The 16,993-nt window shown below is 67.9% G+C and carries 14 protein-coding genes and 2 tRNA genes; 5 read left to right on the top strand and 11 right to left on the bottom strand.

Annotation, left to right across the window (positions count from 1 at the left end; all coding sequences use genetic code 11):
• Window positions 1-197: 197 nt before the first annotated feature.
• Window positions 198-683: an Hsp20/alpha crystallin family protein gene (locus FAB82_RS10080; protein ID WP_136534415.1), complete on the bottom strand. Its 486-nt coding sequence runs from the start codon at window positions 681-683 to the stop codon at window positions 198-200.
• Between the two features lie 189 nt (window positions 684-872).
• Window positions 873-1,814 carry a bifunctional helix-turn-helix transcriptional regulator/GNAT family N-acetyltransferase gene (locus tag FAB82_RS10075; RefSeq protein ID WP_136534414.1) on the bottom strand — a complete coding sequence of 314 codons (942 nt, stop codon included), beginning with the start codon at window positions 1,812-1,814 and terminating at the stop codon, window positions 873-875.
• A gap of 142 nt (window positions 1,815-1,956) precedes the next feature.
• Here FAB82_RS10075 and FAB82_RS10070 point away from each other — a divergent pair, with 142 nt between their 5' ends.
• Window positions 1,957-2,931: a phosphotransferase family protein gene (locus tag FAB82_RS10070; RefSeq protein ID WP_168801520.1), complete on the top strand. Its 975-nt coding sequence runs from the start codon at window positions 1,957-1,959 to the stop codon at window positions 2,929-2,931.
• A gap of 287 nt (window positions 2,932-3,218) precedes the next feature.
• Here FAB82_RS10070 and FAB82_RS10065 read toward each other — a convergent pair whose 3' ends face one another.
• The 5 genes from FAB82_RS10065 to FAB82_RS10045 form a co-directional block, all read right to left on the bottom strand.
• Entirely contained in the window at window positions 3,219-6,242 is a 3,024-nt protein-coding gene (locus FAB82_RS10065; RefSeq protein ID WP_136534412.1) for an NACHT domain-containing protein, read from the bottom strand.
• A 67-nt stretch (window positions 6,243-6,309) separates the two neighbouring features.
• A complete protein-coding gene (locus FAB82_RS10060; RefSeq protein WP_136534411.1) occupies window positions 6,310-6,765 on the bottom strand; it encodes a DUF4188 domain-containing protein in 456 nt (151 codons plus the stop codon).
• 245 nt (window positions 6,766-7,010) lie between these two features.
• Window positions 7,011-9,392, bottom strand: coding sequence for a phosphoketolase family protein (locus FAB82_RS10055; protein WP_136534410.1), 2,382 nt, complete (start codon window positions 9,390-9,392; stop codon window positions 7,011-7,013).
• 128 nt (window positions 9,393-9,520) lie between these two features.
• On the bottom strand, window positions 9,521-9,766 hold the full coding sequence (locus FAB82_RS10050) for a hypothetical protein (protein WP_136534409.1): 246 nt from the start codon (window positions 9,764-9,766) through the stop codon (window positions 9,521-9,523).
• Complete coding sequence (locus FAB82_RS10045; protein ID WP_136534408.1) at window positions 9,763-10,101, bottom strand: ArsR/SmtB family transcription factor; 339 nt, start codon at window positions 10,099-10,101, stop codon at window positions 9,763-9,765. Before FAB82_RS10045 ends, FAB82_RS10050 begins: the two co-directional genes overlap by 4 nt.
• 106 nt (window positions 10,102-10,207) lie before the next feature.
• Between FAB82_RS10045 and FAB82_RS10040 the strand changes: the two genes are divergently transcribed.
• The 3 genes from FAB82_RS10040 (at window position 10,208) to FAB82_RS27025 (ending at window position 11,247) form a co-directional block, all read left to right on the top strand.
• Window positions 10,208-10,870 (top strand): GNAT family N-acetyltransferase, encoded by a 663-nt coding sequence (locus tag FAB82_RS10040; RefSeq protein ID WP_136534407.1) that lies wholly within the window; start codon window positions 10,208-10,210, stop codon window positions 10,868-10,870.
• Window positions 10,871-10,985: 115 nt separating this feature from the next.
• Window positions 10,986-11,061 (top strand) — tRNA-Gly (locus FAB82_RS10035).
• 62 nt (window positions 11,062-11,123) lie between these two features.
• Window positions 11,124-11,247, top strand: a tRNA-Gly gene (locus FAB82_RS27025).
• A gap of 39 nt (window positions 11,248-11,286) precedes the next feature.
• Here FAB82_RS27025 and FAB82_RS10030 read toward each other — a convergent pair.
• The 4 genes from FAB82_RS10030 to FAB82_RS10015 all read right to left on the bottom strand — a co-directional run bounded on the left by FAB82_RS10030 (window position 11,287) and on the right by FAB82_RS10015 (window position 15,609).
• Entirely contained in the window at window positions 11,287-11,931 is a 645-nt protein-coding gene (locus tag FAB82_RS10030; protein ID WP_211116496.1) for a TetR/AcrR family transcriptional regulator, read from the bottom strand.
• A 106-nt stretch (window positions 11,932-12,037) separates the two neighbouring features.
• A complete protein-coding gene (locus tag FAB82_RS10025; RefSeq protein WP_211116495.1) occupies window positions 12,038-13,519 on the bottom strand; it encodes an MFS transporter in 1,482 nt (493 codons plus the stop codon).
• 190 nt (window positions 13,520-13,709) lie between these two features.
• Window positions 13,710-13,892, bottom strand: coding sequence for a hypothetical protein (locus FAB82_RS10020; RefSeq protein ID WP_136534406.1), 183 nt, complete (start codon window positions 13,890-13,892; stop codon window positions 13,710-13,712).
• 109 nt (window positions 13,893-14,001) lie between these two features.
• Window positions 14,002-15,609 carry a serine/threonine protein kinase gene (locus FAB82_RS10015; RefSeq protein ID WP_136534405.1) on the bottom strand — a complete coding sequence of 536 codons (1,608 nt, stop codon included), beginning with the start codon at window positions 15,607-15,609 and terminating at the stop codon, window positions 14,002-14,004.
• A gap of 200 nt (window positions 15,610-15,809) precedes the next feature.
• On the opposite strand from FAB82_RS10015, the gene FAB82_RS10010 reads away from it, so the two are divergent.
• Window positions 15,810-16,949 (top strand): citrate synthase/methylcitrate synthase, encoded by a 1,140-nt coding sequence (locus FAB82_RS10010; RefSeq protein ID WP_136534404.1) that lies wholly within the window; start codon window positions 15,810-15,812, stop codon window positions 16,947-16,949.
• Window positions 16,950-16,993: the final 44 nt, after the last annotated feature.

Genomic DNA, 16,993 nt, shown 5'->3' with positions numbered 1-16,993 from the left:
GGTTCCGGGGTTCCGGGGTTCCGGGGTTCCGGGGTTCCGGGTCCTATGTGCATTCTAGTCCTGTTGTACCGCAGTATGAGTGAACGTGAGAGTGTGTCGTCACTACGATGGTAGCGTCCTGCCAGGTCCGGGCCGCATCCACCGGATACGGCGACAGGGGCCGGAACGAATCCGACCCCTGCCTCTGTTGTGGCTCTTTAGTTTTCGATGTCCGTCTCGGCTTCCTCTTCAACCTGTACCTCGGCCGAGGGCTGTGCGCCTCCGACCGGGATCTGCTGGGCCTGCGGCTCCGGCTTGAGCGCGCCGGTGATCCGCACCGTGAGGATGCCGTCGGCGACGTCCGCGCTCACCTGCGAGGACTCGGTCCCCTCCGGGACGGTGAACTCGCGGCGGAACGTGCCCGTGGCAAAGCCCCGGATGAGGTACCGGTCGCCCTCGGCGGTCTCGCGCTCGCGTCGCTCGGCGCCGATGGAGAGGCGTCGGCCCTCCAGCGTCACCGAGACGTCCTCGGGCGCGATCCCCGGGACTGCGGCGGTAATGACCGCGTCCCGGCCCTCGGTGTACACGTCGGCGCGCAGCGAGAGCTGGGTCGCGGTGCGGCCGAAACCGCGGCGGACCAGGCGGTCGAACTCGCGGTCGAAGTGCCGGAACGCCGAATACGGGTGTTGGTAGCGAACGATCATGGTGGCTGTCTCCTTCCGAAGGATTAGCACTCAAGGCTTGAGAGTGCTAATGCCAGATACGACGTTCGGCGGCCCGTGAATATTTCACTCGTGAGGCAGACCACGCCCTTGGTCCTGTTCTGCCGCAGCGAACCGACCTCCGAGAAGGCCCGGACGGACCGCCGACTCGGTCGGCGGTCCGTCCGCGCCTCAACTCCTCGGGGCGCCTTCGCGCAGGTCCAGGTTCCACACCTCGCCGATCAGGTCATGGCCGAAAAGTCGCGCCGGTTCCTCGCTCGCCAGCGTGAACCCCGCATCCCTGTACAGCCGCCGGGCCGGCCCGAGAATGCTGGTGGTCCACAGGGTCATGCGGTCGTAACCCGCCTCGCGGGCGAAACGCAGGCATTGGTACACCAGCGATCTCCCGATGCGCAGACCTCGGGCGGACGGTTCGACCCAGAGCAGCCGCAGTTTCGCTGTGGTCTTGTCCGCCTTGACGCAGAAGATCGATCCGATCGGTTCCCCCTCGATCTCGGCGATCCAGCCCGCCTCGCGTTCGGGGTCGTGATCGGCGGCGAAATCCGCGACAATGCGCGCCACCAGCGCCTCGTATTCGCCGTTCCACCCCAGCTGCTCCCAGTAGCCCTTCCCCTGGCTGTACACGACCCAGCCCAGGTCGCCCGGCCGCAGCGGCCGTATCCGCGGGGACATCGGCTCGCGGCCGAATCGCTTGCGAATACGGTCCATGGAGTTCACGACATCGTCGCGTTCCGGGTGGCTCAAGACCTGCAGCAGCTCCCTGACCTGCTCGTTGGACCGTTCGTCGAGGTCGGCGAATACCTCACGGCCCCGGTCGGTCAGCCGGATGACCCGCTTGCGCCGGTCCTGGTCGGACGGTTTGCGTTCGATCAGGCCCTCCTGCTTGAAGCGGCTCAGAATCCGGCTGACGTACGCGGAGTCGAGGTTGAGCAGACCCGCGAGGTGGATCGCAGCGAGGTCGTCGCGATGTGCCAGTTCGAAGAGGACTCTGACCTCGGTGAGGGAATAGGCGCTGCCGTGGAGCCGGTCGGAGAGGACCCCGAGATGGTTGGTGTACATGCGGTTGAAGGCCCGCATAGACGCGATGGCATCGTCGAACGGAATATGCGTCATGGCAATCTCCGGATGCTTCGAAAAAAATTGAATGACTTTGTCAATCATAATACTTGCCAAAGTCATTCAATTTTTTTCAAACCACCCTGCGCTGCGCGGATTCGCGCTTGCGGCGGCACTCCGGGCCGGAAACAATCACCGCATGGAAATCGCGATTCGCCCTCAGCTGAACCGGGCCGATGTCGAGGCCATCGCGCGTGAGCGCCTCGGCGATATCGATGTGGTCGGCCACGAGGAGTTCACCGACGGATTCTTCAACGCCGCCCACGCGCTGGCCCTCGCCGACGGGCGCCACCTGGTCGTGAAGGTCGCCCCCGACCCGGGCCTGAAGCTGCTGCGGTACGAAGTGGACCTCATGGCCGCCGAGATCGAGTTCTTCGAGCGCGCCGCCGCCGCCGGGGTGCCCATGCCGAAGGTCTGGCACACCGACGCCGAGGCCGGACTGATGATCATGGACAGGCTCACGGGCGTCTCACTGGCCCAGACCGCCGAAGGCATTGACGAGGCCGAGAAGTTGGTGCTGCGCCGCGAGATCGGAGAGCTGAGCGCCCGCATCGTCACCGTCAGCGGCGAGCGCTTCGGCTATCCGAGGAAGGACGGGAGGACCCGGTCCGGCAGTTGGGCCGAGTCGTTCACGGCCATCGTGGATGACATCCTCGCCGATATCGCCGATCGCGAGGCCCCGCTCCCGCGCTCCGCCGATGAGATTCGCCGCCTGGTGACCGGCGACCGGGCGCTCCTGGACGAGGTCGACCGCCCCGCCCTGGTCCACTTCGACCTGTGGGACGGGAACATCTTCGTGCAGCGGGGCGAGAACGGCTGGCACGTCGACGGTTTCATCGACGGCGAACGCGCCCTCTACGGCGATCCGCTGGCTGAGCTCGTCTCCCTGATCACGTTCATTCCGCCCGCCGAAGCGGCGGCCGTGGTCGACGGGTTCCTGGGTCGGGCGCTGACCGACGCGGAGGAGCGGCGGCTGTGTCTCTATCGGATCTACCTGTGGCTCATCCTCATTGTCGAATGCGACGTGCGCGGCTACGAACCCGAGCGAACGGCCGGACAGGTCAAGTGGGCCACCGAGGGCCTGGTGAAGGATCTGGGCGCACTGGAGGCCTAGGGCCTGTCCGGTGATCCCGAACGGGCCGTATCCGGCCCGCCCGCCCGTCGCCCGCCACCACCCGGACCGGACGCCGCTTCGCGGCGGCAACTCCTTGCCCGGTCGCTTCGTTGTCGGGCCTCCAGATCCCGGTGTTGGATCTGGAGGCCCTTCCGCCTCGCGAGCGAACAAATGGACTCGGATCCAGCCTCACCCGGATTCACCGGACAGGCCCTAGACAGGTGATCCGCGCGGTGCCACCTGCCCGCGTCCCTCGTCGGTATCTCGGAGTCGGAAGCGTGCGAGCCTTACTGACGCAACGACCTGAGCCACTGACGCAGCCGCCGCCACGCTCCCGGCGGCACGCTCACCGGGACCGGCACCGCCGCAGCCTGCTCGTGGTCGAACGGCTCGACCGCCAACAGCAGCCGGTCGGGCGGCGTCTCGCCCGGGCCGACCCGGGACTCCAATACGGTCAGGCCCGCGATCGCCCGACGCAGCAGCCGGGCAGCCTCGTCGTCCTCCAACAGGATCAGCGCGACCGCCGTGCCCGACACCAACGCGGTCCGAGCACAAGACACCACCTGGGCATCGAAGCGCCGTTGGCGCCGCAGCACCGGCCCCAGCAGGTCCGCACAGTCGTCCAGCAGGTCGCCGGTCTTGCCGAGCAGCGGGGCGAACCGCTCGTCCTCGGTGCTGCCGCCCGCGATCCGCTCCGCCGCGGCCCGCACCTCCGAGACGACCTGGTCGGGGTAGACCGTCTCGCCCTCGCCGTCCGGTGGCGCGCCCATGTCGTCGAGCAGCCGCACCGCCGTCGCGAACGTCAGGTCCGAGGCGGGCTGGTCGGCCGCCTCCTTCGTCCACACCGACGCCAGCACCAGTCCGGCCCGCACCGCCAGCACATCGGACTCGCCCAGCTGCTCGGGGAAGTCGCCGCGCGCCTCCAGCGCTCGCACGAACTCGGTGTCCCCCACCCGGACCAGGTAGTCCTCCCAATCGAACTGGGGATGCCAGCCCGACATGTCCGAGAACGCCCGCACCTGGCTCAGCAGCTGCCGGAAGGCCCGATCCAGGATCGAATGGGCCGGCGTCCCGTGGTCGACCGCCCGCGCCCAGTCGAACGAGGTCCGGAACTGGAGCGGGTTCGAGACCTCGGCGCTGCCGCGCCGCATGGCCGTGTGCACCGCGATCGCCACCAGCCGGTGCCCCAGCGTGCGGGCCCGGTCCACCCGCATCGCCTCCACCACGGCCGCGCGCTCGGCGTGGAACACCTTCGGCACCCCGTCCAGGCAGTGCAGTACCGGATGCTCCGGTCCGTCCACCCAGATCGGGAAGTCCACCGCCTCCGGCGGGAGCCGGGAGGCGTACTCCTCAAGTTCCTGCGGCGTCGGCAGGCGGTACCGCTGCCCGGGTGGTGCGTAGCTCGCCGCCCAGGACATGAAGCGGTCCACATAGACCGGCCACATTCTGACCGCGTCCTCGCCGTCGTGGATCCGCCCCGGCGGGTCCAGGCAGTCGTTGAACCGCAGGTCGGTCAGGAACCGCGACCACAGCCGGTACGGGAGCGGATCGGTCGCCAGTCTGACGCCGCCGCTCAAGTCGACCCCGGCTTGCAGGTAGGCCCGCAGCAGCGAATCGTCCACCAGCGACCGCTCCTTCGAACTGGCGGTGTCGCTGTCCAGCAGCCGCTTCAGTTCCGCGGCCAGTTCCGGCTCGACCTGGCGCGCCACCTTCACGCACTGATCGGCCAGCACCAGCGCGTCGGCGTCCCGCAGGCGCAGGCATTCCCGGACGACGGCGCTGGCGTCGCACTCGGCGGCCCACAGCAGGATGGTCTCGCGCCACCACGGCTGCTCGACCTGTTCGGCCAGGAAGTCGCTCTGTCCGGTGTCGCGCAGTGCCACGGCGGCCAGGTACTCCTGGACGGTGGCGTGCACGAAGCAGTACGAGTCGCGCCCGTCCTCGCGGAGGATGCCGTTCTCCACGGCCTGGGCGAGGTAGTCCTCGGGTTCGATGCGGCGGGGGAGCAGCCGCAGTTCCTCGCCGAACACCGCAATGGCGCCGGCCCCGTCGATGCGGCGGATCCGCTGGTCCATCATCGACAGTGCGAGGCTCCGCAGGGGCAGCACCTTCTGGCGTCCGGTCAGCGGGTCGAAGCGGCTGCGCACCCCGGTCTGCTGCCGCCGCCGGTGGATGAGCATCTCGCACATCTCCTGGTACAGCTCGGCCCTGCTGTCGGAGAGGTGCCCCCGGTAGCGGTCGACGTTGCACGCCATGATGAGCAGCAGCGGATTCGACACGAGGTCGCCCAGCTCGGTGTTGTCGCGGAACAGCCGCAGCAGGCGTGCCGAGTCCCGGTCGGCGGCCTCGGAGTCGGGTCGCTCGCTCTCCTGGCGCTGGACAGTCCGGCACCACTGCCGCGTGAACTGGGTGATCTGATCCCAGTCGAACGGCTGGATCTCCAGGGTGTCGAGGTCGGCGAGGACGGTGTTGTCGTAGCCCTGGCGGCGGGCGGTGATGATGAAGTCGCTGCGCGGGTGGCACTCCATCTGCGTCTTGATCCAGCGGGCCACCTCCTGGCGCTTCTCGGGACCGGCCATCTCGTCCAGTCCATCGAGCATGATCACGCACCGGTCCTGTTGCAGCTGTTCGCGAACCGCCTTCTCGATGGAGTGATGCCGCAGCGAGGGATTGTCCTCCAGCAGCGTCTCCAGGGTCGTCTGCACCGGATCGGCCAGGATCGCTTCGACATGGTCGCGCAGGTACAGCAGCAGCGGTGTCCGCCTGCGCATCCGCCGCCGGTCGCGGCACAGCTGCAATGCGGTGTGGCGCAACAGGGTCGTCTTGCCGCTGCCGGGCTCGCCGATGACGATGTAGGCCTGCCGCTCGTCGCGTTCGACCATCCGGTGCAGCGACTGGCGGCGGGCGGCGCCGGGTCGGCCGAGTTCGGAACTGATGTGCAGCGCGGGGAGGCGCATCGCGTGCGGGCCGCGGGTGGCGGCCCCGTACAGCTGGATCTCGGAGGCGTGGTCGGTCAGGTGCTCGGCATAGTGGCGCAGCTGCGTCCGCCGGCGCAGTCCCCGGACCGGGTCGAGCCGCTTGAGCAGCTGCTGCGCCCAGGAGCGCTCCATCTCCTCGAACATCAAGAGGCCGAAGCCGACCAGGAGTCCCACGACGATGCCGCCGGCCCCGGAGAAGGCCGGGAGGCTGAACGGGAGCTGCCCCGGAATATCCTTAAGGGACACTCCGAAGACGCCGGTGGCCACCGCGCCGGCGATCCCGGCCGTGACGAGGCTGCGGATCAGGTTGCGGCGGCGTGGCGTTGCGGTCATCCGACTCCATTCGGTGGATTCGTCCCTGTTCCACCCTATGGGGAAGCGTCATCCGGTGGGGTTCGCCTCAAACCGGGTCGTGGTCGTGGTCGTGGTCGTCGGGATCGGTGCGCTCTGCTTCCTTGTCGGCCGTGGCCCGGGCGAGTCCATAAGGCGGCATATTGATGTACGAGGTGTCGTACTCACCGGCCTTGACCTTGTAGAGCTCGTGCCACAGGCCCACATCGCCATTGCTCTTGATCTCGCGGTTGAACCACTTCCAGAAGCCGCGGTGGACGTGGTCCTGGGAGTGGGCGAAGCGCTCCAGATGGTCGGCGCTGCGCCAGTACTGCATGACCATGATGACCCTGCCGCCGATCATGGTCCGTGAGTCCAGTAGCCCCAGTTCGGGGTCGGCCTCCAGCTCGCGCAGCATTCGGGGCATGGCGGTGAACACCGGCCACCACTTGTTCAGCTTCCAGAGCCTATTGATCCGCATACCGACGGTGAAGACGACCAGGTCCCCCTCGTAATCCACCACCATGCGGCCGGGTCGGACCTTGCCACGGCGAGTTCGGGAACCGCTATCTGGCACCGCCACGTGCGGACCTCCAAGGGGGGTGGGAAAATCGCTACCCCTCAGATTAACGAATGCCCTTCACGTGGCGTAAGGATGGGCGACAAGATCGTCTACAACGGCTGCCCGGCAACGGCCTGACCCACTAGGGCCTGTCCTGTGAATCCGGGCGAGGCTGAATCCGGATTCACAGGACAGGCCTTAGGCCGGCCTCAGTGCGGCCACGACCAGCCGGCCACCGCCGGAATGTCCTCGCCGTAGGAGCGGGTGTACTCGCGGGCGGCATGGCGGGCGTCGACCATCTGCTGCCGCAGCCCGGCCGCGTTCGCCCCCAGGCCCGGCACCCGGTCGATGACGTCCATGACCAGCCGGTAGCGGTCGAGATCGTTGAGCATCACCATGTCGAACGGCGTGGTCGTGGTGCCCTCCTCTTTGTACCCGCGCACGTGGATGTTCTCGTGGTTGGTGCGCCGATAGGTCAGGCGGTGGATGAGGGTCGGGTAGCCGTGGTAGGCGAACAGGACCGGTTTGTCGGCGGTGAAGATGGTGTCGAACTGCCGGTCGCCCAAGCCGTGCGGGTGCTCGGTGTCGGGCGAGAGCCGCATCAGGTCGACCACATTCACCACCCGGACCTTCAAATCGGGCAGGTGCGCGCGCAGCAGGTCGGCCGCGGCCAGGACCTCCAGCGTCGGGACGTCGCCGGCGCAGGCGAGCACCACGTCCGGGGACTCGCCGTCATCGGTCGAGGCCCACTCCCAGATGCCAAGGCCCCGTTCGCAATGGCGGACAGCCTCCTCCATGTTCAGGTACTGCAGCTCCGGCTGCTTCCCGGCCACCACCACGTTGACGTACTGTCGCGAGCGCAGGACCTGATCCATCGTGGAGAGCAGAGTGTTGGCGTCCGGCGGCAGATAGACCCGCACGATGCTCGGCTTCTTGTTCATCACGTGGTCGATGAACCCGGGGTCCTGGTGCGAGAAGCCATTGTGGTCCTGGCGCCACACGTGGCTCGACAGCAGGTAGTTGAGGGACGCGATCGGCTGGCGCCATGGGATGTGGTTGCACGAGTCCAGCCACTTGGCGTGCTGATTGAACATGGAGTCGACGATGTGGATGAACGCCTCGTAGGACGTGAACAGGCCGTGGCGGCCGGTCAGCAGGTAGCCCTCCAGCCAACCCTCGCACTGATGCTCCGACAGCACCTCCATGACCCGCCCGTACGGCGCCTGGTTGAGGTCGGTGGGCAGCAGCTCCGCCTCCCACTGCCGATCGGTGGTCTCGAAGGCCGCGCCGAGCCGGTTCGATGCGATCTCGTCGGGCCCGAACAGCCGGAACCGGTCCGGGTTGGAGCCGATGACGTCCCGCAGCCATGCACCGAGCTCCCGGGTCGCCTCGCCGAGCGTCGTGCCGTGTCCCCGCGGGTCCACGCCGTAGTCGCGGTAGTCGGGCAACACCAGGTCGCGCAGCACCAGGCCGCCATTGGCGTGGGGGTTCGCGCTCATTCGCGCGGTCCCCTCTGGCGGGAGCCCGAGCAGCTCCGGCTCCGGCTTGCCCGTCGCGTCGAACAACTCCTCGGGCCGGTACGAGCGCATCCACGCCTCCAGCTGAGCGAGGTGCTCGGCATTGGTGCGCACCTGCGGCAGCGGCACCTGGTGGGCCCGCCAAGTGCCCTCGACAGGGGCCCCGTCGACCTCCGATGGACCCGTCCAGCCCTTCTGCGTGCGCAGGATGATCATCGGCCAGCGCGGACGCGGCGGAACATTCGGATGGCGGCGGGCGTCGGTGCGGATCTCGGCGATCCGGTCGAAGCACACGTCGAGCGTGGCGGCCATCTGCTGGTGGACGTCGGCCGGGTGGTCGCCCTCGACGAGGTACGGCTCGTAGCCGCATCCGCGGAAGAACGAGATCCGGTCCTCGTCGGAGATGCGGGCGAGCACGGTCGGATTGGCGATCTTGTAGCCGTTGAGGTGCAGGATCGGCAGGACCGTGCCGTCGGTGACCGGGTTGAGGAACACGTTCGACATCCACGATCCGGCCAGCGGGCCGGTCTCGGCCTCGCCGTCGCCGACGACGCAGGCGACGGTCAGCTCCGGGTTGTCGAAGGCCGCGCCGTAGGCGTGCGAGAGCGAATAGCCGAGTTCGCCGCCCTCGTGGATCGAGCCGGGGACCTCCGGCGCGACGTGGGAGGGGATGCCGCCGGGGAAGGAGAACTGCCGGAACAGCTCCCTCATGCCGCCCTCGGAGTGGCCGACCGACGGGTACAGCTCGGGGTAGGTGCCCTCCAGCCAGGTGTTCGCGACAATGGCCGGACCGCCGTGACCGGGGCCGATCACGTAGATCATGTCGAGGTCGCGGGCCTTGATGCAGCGGTTGAGGTGGGCGTAGATGAGGCTCAGGCCGGGACTGGTGCCCCAATGGCCGAGGAGGCGGGGCTTGATGTGCTCGGGCGTCAGCGGCACGCGCAGCAGCGGGTTGTCGAGCAGGTAGATCTGGCCGACGGTGAGGTAGTTCGCGGCGCGCCAGTAGGCGTCGATCCGGTTGAGTTCGTCCACTGAGAGCGGACTGGTGGCAAGGCTGGTCTCGGATGTGCTCATGGAGCCGAGACTGCCGCATCCAAGTCGGGCTGTCGGCCGATTCTGGAGATTTATTCGCGCTGCCGACGCCTGGCGACCTCGTCTAGGGACGATGGCCCCACCGCAGGCCCCGGCCCGGGGCATTCGCCCTACTCGACCTCGCGCATCATTCGTTCGATGGTGGACACCCTGCCCTTGATCTCCGCCAGGGAGGCCTTGATCTCGGCGGCGTCCAGGCTCGCCTTCTCGGCCAGTTCGCGGTAGTTCGCCTCGCGGGCGGCCGAGGCCTTCGCCTTCGTGGTGGACGCGGCCCAGACGATGCAGGCGATGATCACGGCCGTGACAAGCAGCATGAAGCCGAATGCGAACAGCATCCCGGCGTAGTTCATGGTCATGAATCGGTGTCCCTTCCCTTGGCCGACTCGGGCAGAGTCGGCACGATTTCCTTGATGGCCTGCGGTGTGATGCTGAAGGCGAACTCAGTCGCCTCGAAGTACTTGACGGCCTTGCCGTCCGCGGTCAGTTCGAGCTCACCGGTCACCAGCCCCGCCGCCTGGAGGCGCTGGAGGTGCATGTGGAGCAGCGGACGGCTCATGCCGAGCTCGCGAGCGAGCAGGCTGACGTACTGGCGACCGTCGGCGAGCGCGCCGATGATGCGCAGCCGATGAGCGTTGGCGAGCGCCGAGAGCGCGGCCAGCAGTTCGGCGCCGGTCGGTTCTCTCGCTGTCATGTCAACCGCCTCTGTCCGGTGTAAGAAAAACCTTACATGTGTCAGCATTGGCGTGCAATACCTAAATCGATTGCCTGCCTCACAGCCGTTCGCCCAGAATCGACACATGCTGACCGACCACCTCCCCGTCCTCAAGCTCCGGATTCGCACCGAACGGCTCGAACTGCGACTGCCGAACCCCGAGGAGCTCGCCGCGCTGGCGGACGTCGCCGCCGACGGAGTCCACGACCCCGGTTTCATGCCGTTCCTCTTCCCCTGGACCGACACCACGCCGGCGAAACGCGCCCGCAGCGTCGCGCTCTGGCACCACCGGGTCATCGGCCGGTGGGAGACCGACATGTGGACCATCCCGTTCACGGTCTTCTTCGAGGGCAATCCGGTCGGCATCCAGGAGATCGACGGCAAGAAATTCGCGATCAACCGCGAGGTGGGGACCGGCTCGTGGATCGGCCTGGCGCACCACGGCAAGGGGATCGGCACCGAGATGCGGGCGGCGGTCCTCCACTTCGCCTTCGCCGGAATCGGCGCGGACTGGGCCATCAGCGCCTCGTTCGACGGCAATGAGGCCTCGCAGGGCGTCTCGCGCAAGCTCGGCTACCGGGCCGACGGGATCGAGTTCCACGTCGTGCAGGGCGAGCGGCGCCTCGACCGGCGCTGGCGGCTCAGCCGAGAGGACTGGGAGGCGAACCGCCGGCACGAGGTCGAGATCGACGGGCTCGACGCCGATGTTCTGGAGATGATGGGCCTCGGCCCTGCCGTCGAAGAATGAGCGCGAAGGGCGCGGCTCAGGCGTGAGCCGCGCCCCAATCGGGCTCAAGGCCCTATGAAGGGTCGATGAACGATGCGATACAGTAATGCTCGTTCAGGGAGGCAACTCCATGAATGCGGACGTAGCGCAGTTGGTAGCGCGACACCTTGCCAAGGTGTAGGTCGCCGGTTCGATCCCGGTCGTCCGCTCCAGAGAGAAAGCCCGGCATCACTGCCGGGCTTTTCTGTTGCCCGGGTGTGGGGGTCGCCTCGGGGCGGACGTAGCGCAGTTGGCTGTGTTGGTTGCAGCGCTTCGCGCTGGTGCGACACCTTGCCAAGGTGTAGGTCGCCGGTTCTGCCCAGCTTCGCTGGCCTGAGCGGAGGCGGTCGTCCGCTCCAGAGAGAAAGCCCGGCATCACTGCCGGGTTTTCTCGTTTCTTATTCCTTGACGTTCTTTGGGATCCAGCGAGCGCCCATTTCCTCGTCGGTCACGGCCGAACCCGGCAGGGGCTCGGCTCCCGGCGCCCGCAGCGCCTGCAAATGCAGCTCCAGGATGCGCAGCCGCACCTCGCGGGTCCGTTCGGCGTCGCCGATGTCGATCGAGGCCACCGACTCGGTGATCATCTGGAGATCCCCGGCCTCGACATCCTCACGCAGGACCTCTGCCGACCTGAAACGCTCCAACATCGCCCGATTGAGCGCATCGCCCTCGACGCCGGCCGCGAACATGTCGGCGGTCGGGGTGAACGTCCCGGCCAGCCTGACGGTGATCGACGGCGTATCGGCCAGGACGACCTCCCTCATGAAGGTGCGGAACACCTCCCAGGGCTCGGCGTCGGAGTCGAGCGCCTCGCGCACCAGCTCCATGTACCGGGTCAGGCCGTCGCCGCACAGCTTGCGGAGCAGATCCTCCTTGCTCGGGTAGCGCCGGTACAGCGCGCTGATGCCGACCCCGGCCCGCTTGGCGACCTCGGCGATCGGCGCTTCGGGATCGGCCACGAACACCTCGTGCGCGGCCTCGAGAATGAGCTTGTCATTGCGGGCGGCCTGCGCCTTGCGCCCGCTCATCGGCTTGTCGGTCATGGCCCCACCTTAACTGGAACAGATCGGTTTGTTCTGATTGGGAGGCGGCGCGGCCGCGGACCCCTCGAGTCCGCGGCCGCGCCAAATCCGCCGGGTCGCCTTCGCTCTACTGCTCTTCGCGCGCCCGCTTCGGCAGTCCGAAGACGACCACGAATGCCACGACGGTCAGGGCGATGGAGATCCCGGTGACCGACTGCGCCGCCGACATCGCCTGGCCCTCTCCGGACCCGATGGCGAACTGGTTGAAGAAGATCGTGCCGAGACCGGCCACACCCAGTGCGGCGGCGCCCTGCTGGAAGGACTCCAGCAGACCCGAGGCCGACCCGATCTCGTGGTCCTCCAGGTCGCCGACGATGATCCCGAACAGCGGCACGAAGATCAGGCCCATGCCGATGCCGTAGACCAGCAGCGCCGGGAACAGCGCCCAGGGACCCGGGGCCGCGTCACCGCCGAACTGGAAGAACAGCACGGCCAGGCCGACCGCCATGCCGATCAGGCCGATGTGGAGGACCTTGCGGCCGAGCTTGGGGGCGAGGCCCGCACTGGCGCCCGATCCGATGAACGCGCCGATCGCCCAGGCGGCCATCGCGAGGCTGGCCTTCAGCGGGCTGAAGCCGAGTCCCAGCTGCAGGAACAGCCCGACCGCGAGGGAGAACCCGGTGATCGAACCGAAGAAGACCACGCAGAAGCCGACACCGGAGGTGTACGAGCGCTTGGCGAAGACGCTCAACTCGATGAGCGCGATCTTGCCCGAACGAGCGCGCTTCACCTGGTTGACGGCGAACAGGCCCAGGACCGGGACCGAGGCGACCAGCATGACCAGCGACCAGGCGGGCCAGCCCGATTCGTGGCCCTCGACCAGCGGCACCAGCAGCAGGCACATTCCGGCGGCGGCGATGAGCGCCCCGCCCAGGTCCAGCTTGAGTCCCTTGGCGGTCGGGGCACCGGACGGGAGGATCTTGGCGCCCAAGACGAGTGCGGCCAGACCCAGCGGCAGGTTGATCAGGAAGATCGAGCGCCAGCCGGTGCTGAAGAGGTCGACGTCGACCAGCAGCCCGGCCGCGATCGGGCCGCCGATGGTGGCGAGACCGATCATCGGCCCGAAGAGGGCGTAGGCCTTGCCGAGCTCGCGGCCGAACATGTCGCGAATGAGCCCGAAGCACTGCGGCACCATCACCGCCGCGAACGCGCCCTGGAGGACCCGGGCGGCCAGCAGCAGCTCGATCGATCCGGCGAGGCCGCAGGCGAGCGAGGCGACCAGGAATCCGACGAGGCCGACCATGAGGACCCGCTTGCGGCCGAACATGTCTCCGAGACGTCCGCCGGTCAGCAGGCCGATCGCCAGCGGGAGGGTGTAGCCGGCCGCGAGCCATTGGAGGGTGGCGGCGGTGCCGCCGAGCTCGGTGCGGATCGAGGGTGCCGCGACATTGACGATCGAGGCGTCGAGGAGGTTGAGGAGCGTGGCCGCGAGGATCGCGATGAGTCCCCACCACCGGCGGGGGAAGGCGGCCGGCACGGTGGTTTCGTTTGGGGCGGTAGTGGGTTCGGTGAGGGGCTTGGCGGGGGAGAGGGTTTCGACGGTAGTCACGCGGACCTCCGAGAAGTCGGAACGGAATGTTTGATTCCACTATAACAGACCAGAATAATCCGTTCCGTTTTAGGGGGAAGGAATTCCCGGATGAGATTGCGGAAGGAGCCGTGACCTCGAAAAACGTGCCGGAAACCGGAGCTTGCGGGACGAGGTTTCGGCTGCGCCCGCGGGCGCAGCCGGTCTCGGGTCAGCTCTGCTGGCCCACGTTGAGGTAGCCGACCAGGATGATCATTGCGACCGCCGCGAGGACCAGCCACATGGTCGCCTTGCGGAACTTGTGGCGCGCCCCGGGGGAGAACCACATGACCGCGGCGACGAGGAGGAGTGCCCCGACCACGACGCCGGGAGCGGCGCTCAAACCTTCGTCCATCTCACAAGCCCAATCACATCGGAGGCCGACCGTCTGCCGATCTTTCCACAGCCCGTCTACTTAATCATTCAGGTCGGGGGCTGACCGGTCAACCCGCTCACGTGTGGACTCACCACACGCAGGAGGTGCCGCCGCCGTTGGCCTCGTCCTCGTAGTTGTATTCCAGGACGATCTCGTCGGAGTACTCGGCGTTCGTGCCGGGCGCGGGACTTTGTTCGCCCACTTCGCAGTGGACGTCGTCGTGTTCGACGAAGAACATGCCCTGGACCGGCGTCACGTTCGTGAAGCCCAGGCTGTACAGGTAATCCCGGGCATCGAAGGTGGTCTTGCCGATGACCCTGGGGACCTCGCCGCTGGTATCGGCCGGTTCGTCGGCGTTCTCTTCGTCGGAACCACTCGAACCGCCGCCACCGGGCTCGCCGTCCGAGTCGCCTGCGTTCCCGTCCGTGCCGGTTTCCTGCGCGTCGGTGCCGGGGGAGGTCTCGCCTTCCTCGGTCGACGGGGACTCCTCCGCGGACTCCGATTCGGAGCCCGAGTCCGCAGGCGTCTCGGTGCCGTCCTCGGTCTGGCCGGTGTTCTGGAGGGTCGCCGCGTCGTCCAAGCCCAGCGGGTCGTCCGGGTCCGACCAGGGGGACCAGGCGAACAGCGTCGTCAGCAGGAGGATCGCCACCACGGCGACCGCGACGAAGCCGAACCGCCAGGACCACATGTCGGAGCGCCGCTGCCTGCGAGTCGGCGGACCGGCCGGCGGCGTCGGGGCCGCCTTCTCGGCCGACTCTTGGATGAACCCCGGCGTCTCGGGTTCGGAGACCGGCATCGGGATGGACTCCGGCGTCAACGGCTCCTGCGCGCCCGCGGCCGCCAGCGACGGAATGTGAGTCCACGGCGAGGGCTCCCCGCGCATGGCGGCCCGGCAGGCCTCGGCGAGCTCCGTCCCTGAGCCCCAGCGGTCCGCGGGGGACTTCTGGAGGCACCGGATGACGATGGCCTCCACGTCGCGCGGGACGTCGTCGGGGAGGTCCGGCGGCGGGGTCCACAGGTGGTCGTGGGTGATGACCTCGCGTTCGATCGAGTCGAACGGCGGGGCACCGGTGAGGCATTCGTAGGCCACCGCGCCGAGCGCGTAGAGATCCGCCGCGCCGGTGACCTCGATCTTCTTCAACTGTTCGGGAGACACATAGGACGCGGTGCCGAGCACGGCGTCGGTGGAGGTCAGCTTGGCGCCGTTCGAGAGTTTCGAGATCCCGAAGTCGATGACCCGCACGTGGTCGTCGGCGTCCACCAGGAGGTTCGCCGGCTTGATATCGCGGTGGACGACCCCCTTCCCGTGTGCGACGGCCAATGCCTCGGCCGCCTCGGCGACGATCTTCATCGTCCGGTTCGCCGACAATCGCTCCTCGCTGTGCAGCAGCTCCGCCAGCGAGACGCCCGCGACGAATTCCATGACGATGTACACCATCGACAGGTCGCCGTCGCGGTCGTCGCCGTAGTCGTAGACTTCGACGAAGCCCGGGCCCTTCAGACTCGCGAGGGTCTTCGCCTCCTGCTCGAAGCGGTCCTGCGGGTTCTGTGTCACCTCTAGGCCCCGGTGCAGGACCTTCACGCCGATCTCGCGGTCCAGCCGGGTGTCGTACCCGCGCCAGACCGCACCCATGCCTCCCCAGGCGATCAGGCGGTCGAGCCGGTACCGGCCTGCGATGAGGGTTCCAGATTCCACGCTCTATCCTCGTCCGGGCGTCGGTTGGGGGGATGCCGGTCCCAGCCTAGGGAAGGCATGCCAGGTCCAGAGTTCTGTTCTAGAAAGCTGCTCGGTGTCAGTCTGCCCGTTCGACTTCGGGCGCCGGGGATCGGGTCGGCCCCGGCCGCAAGTCACGTAGGCTGCACGGAGCGACATTCGAACAGCCTAGGGAGGACCACATGCCCGAGTTCATCGAAGTTCCCCGGGGCCTCGACCGCGTCATCGTCGCCGACACCGAGATCGGCGACGTGCGAGGCGAAGAAGGCTTTTACCACTACCGCCAGTATGACGCCGTGGAGCTCGCCCGGCGCTGCTCATTCGAGCAGGTCTGGCACCTCATGATCCACGGCGCCCTCCCCACCGCCGAGCAGCTGGCCGACTTCAAGGCCGCCGTCGCCCCCTACCGGCCCCTCACCGCCGAACTGCTGGACCTGCTGCCGCACCTGAACGGCTCCTCGCCGCTCGACGGCCTGCGCACCGCCCTCTCGGCCGCCTGCGCCGCCCGCCCCATGCGCCCCGTGCTCGACATCGACGATGAGACCCGCCGCGACGACGCGCTCTTCGCCTGCGCCGTAACGCCGGCCATTCTCTGTGGGATGTGGAGGCTCAGCCAGGGCCAGGAGCCGCTGCAACCGCGCGAGGACCTCGGTTACGCCGCCAACTACCTGTACATGATGACCGGCGAGGTCCCCAACGAGGAGCTGGCCCGCGCCATCGAGCAGTACATGATCCTCACGATCGACCACGGCTTCAACGCCTCCACGTTCACCGCCCGCGTCATCGCCTCCACCGGCGCCGACCTCGGTGCGGCCCTGGTCGGCGCGGTCGGCGCGCTCTCGGGCCCGCTGCACGGCGGCGCCCCCTCCCGCGCCCTCGACGCGCTCGACGCCATCGGCTCGGTCGACAACATCGACTCCTGGATCCGCACCGAACTGGAGGCCGGGCGCCGCATCATGGGCTTCGGCCACGCCGTCTACAAGACCGACGACCCCCGCTCGGTCCACCTCCGCGACGTCGCCACCGACTTCGACGGCGAACTGGTCGAGTTCGCCAAGACCGTCGAGCGCCGCGTGGTCGAGATCCTCGCCGAGGTCAAGCCCGGCCGCAAGCTCTACACCAATGTGGAGTTCTTCGCGGGCGTCGTCATGGAGCTGGCCGGTGTGCCGCGCCAGATGTTCACGCCGACGTTCACCTCCAGCCGCGTGGTCGGTTGGAGTGCGAACATCCTTGAGCAGGCGCACGACTCGAAGATCATCCGGCCCCGCGCCCGCTACATCGGCCCGCCACCGCCGCAACCGGTCGAGATCCCCGAAGAGTGAGCTCAGTCAGGCCCAAGGTCACAGGTGAGGTGCCGCGCAGATGA

The organism is Glycomyces buryatensis (genome assembly GCF_004912275.1).
In the GTDB taxonomy this organism is placed as follows: domain Bacteria; phylum Actinomycetota; class Actinomycetes; order Mycobacteriales; family Micromonosporaceae; genus Glycomyces; species Glycomyces buryatensis.
Note: the sequence above shows the minus strand (reverse complement) of the source record. Positions and strands in the feature narration are given on the sequence as shown.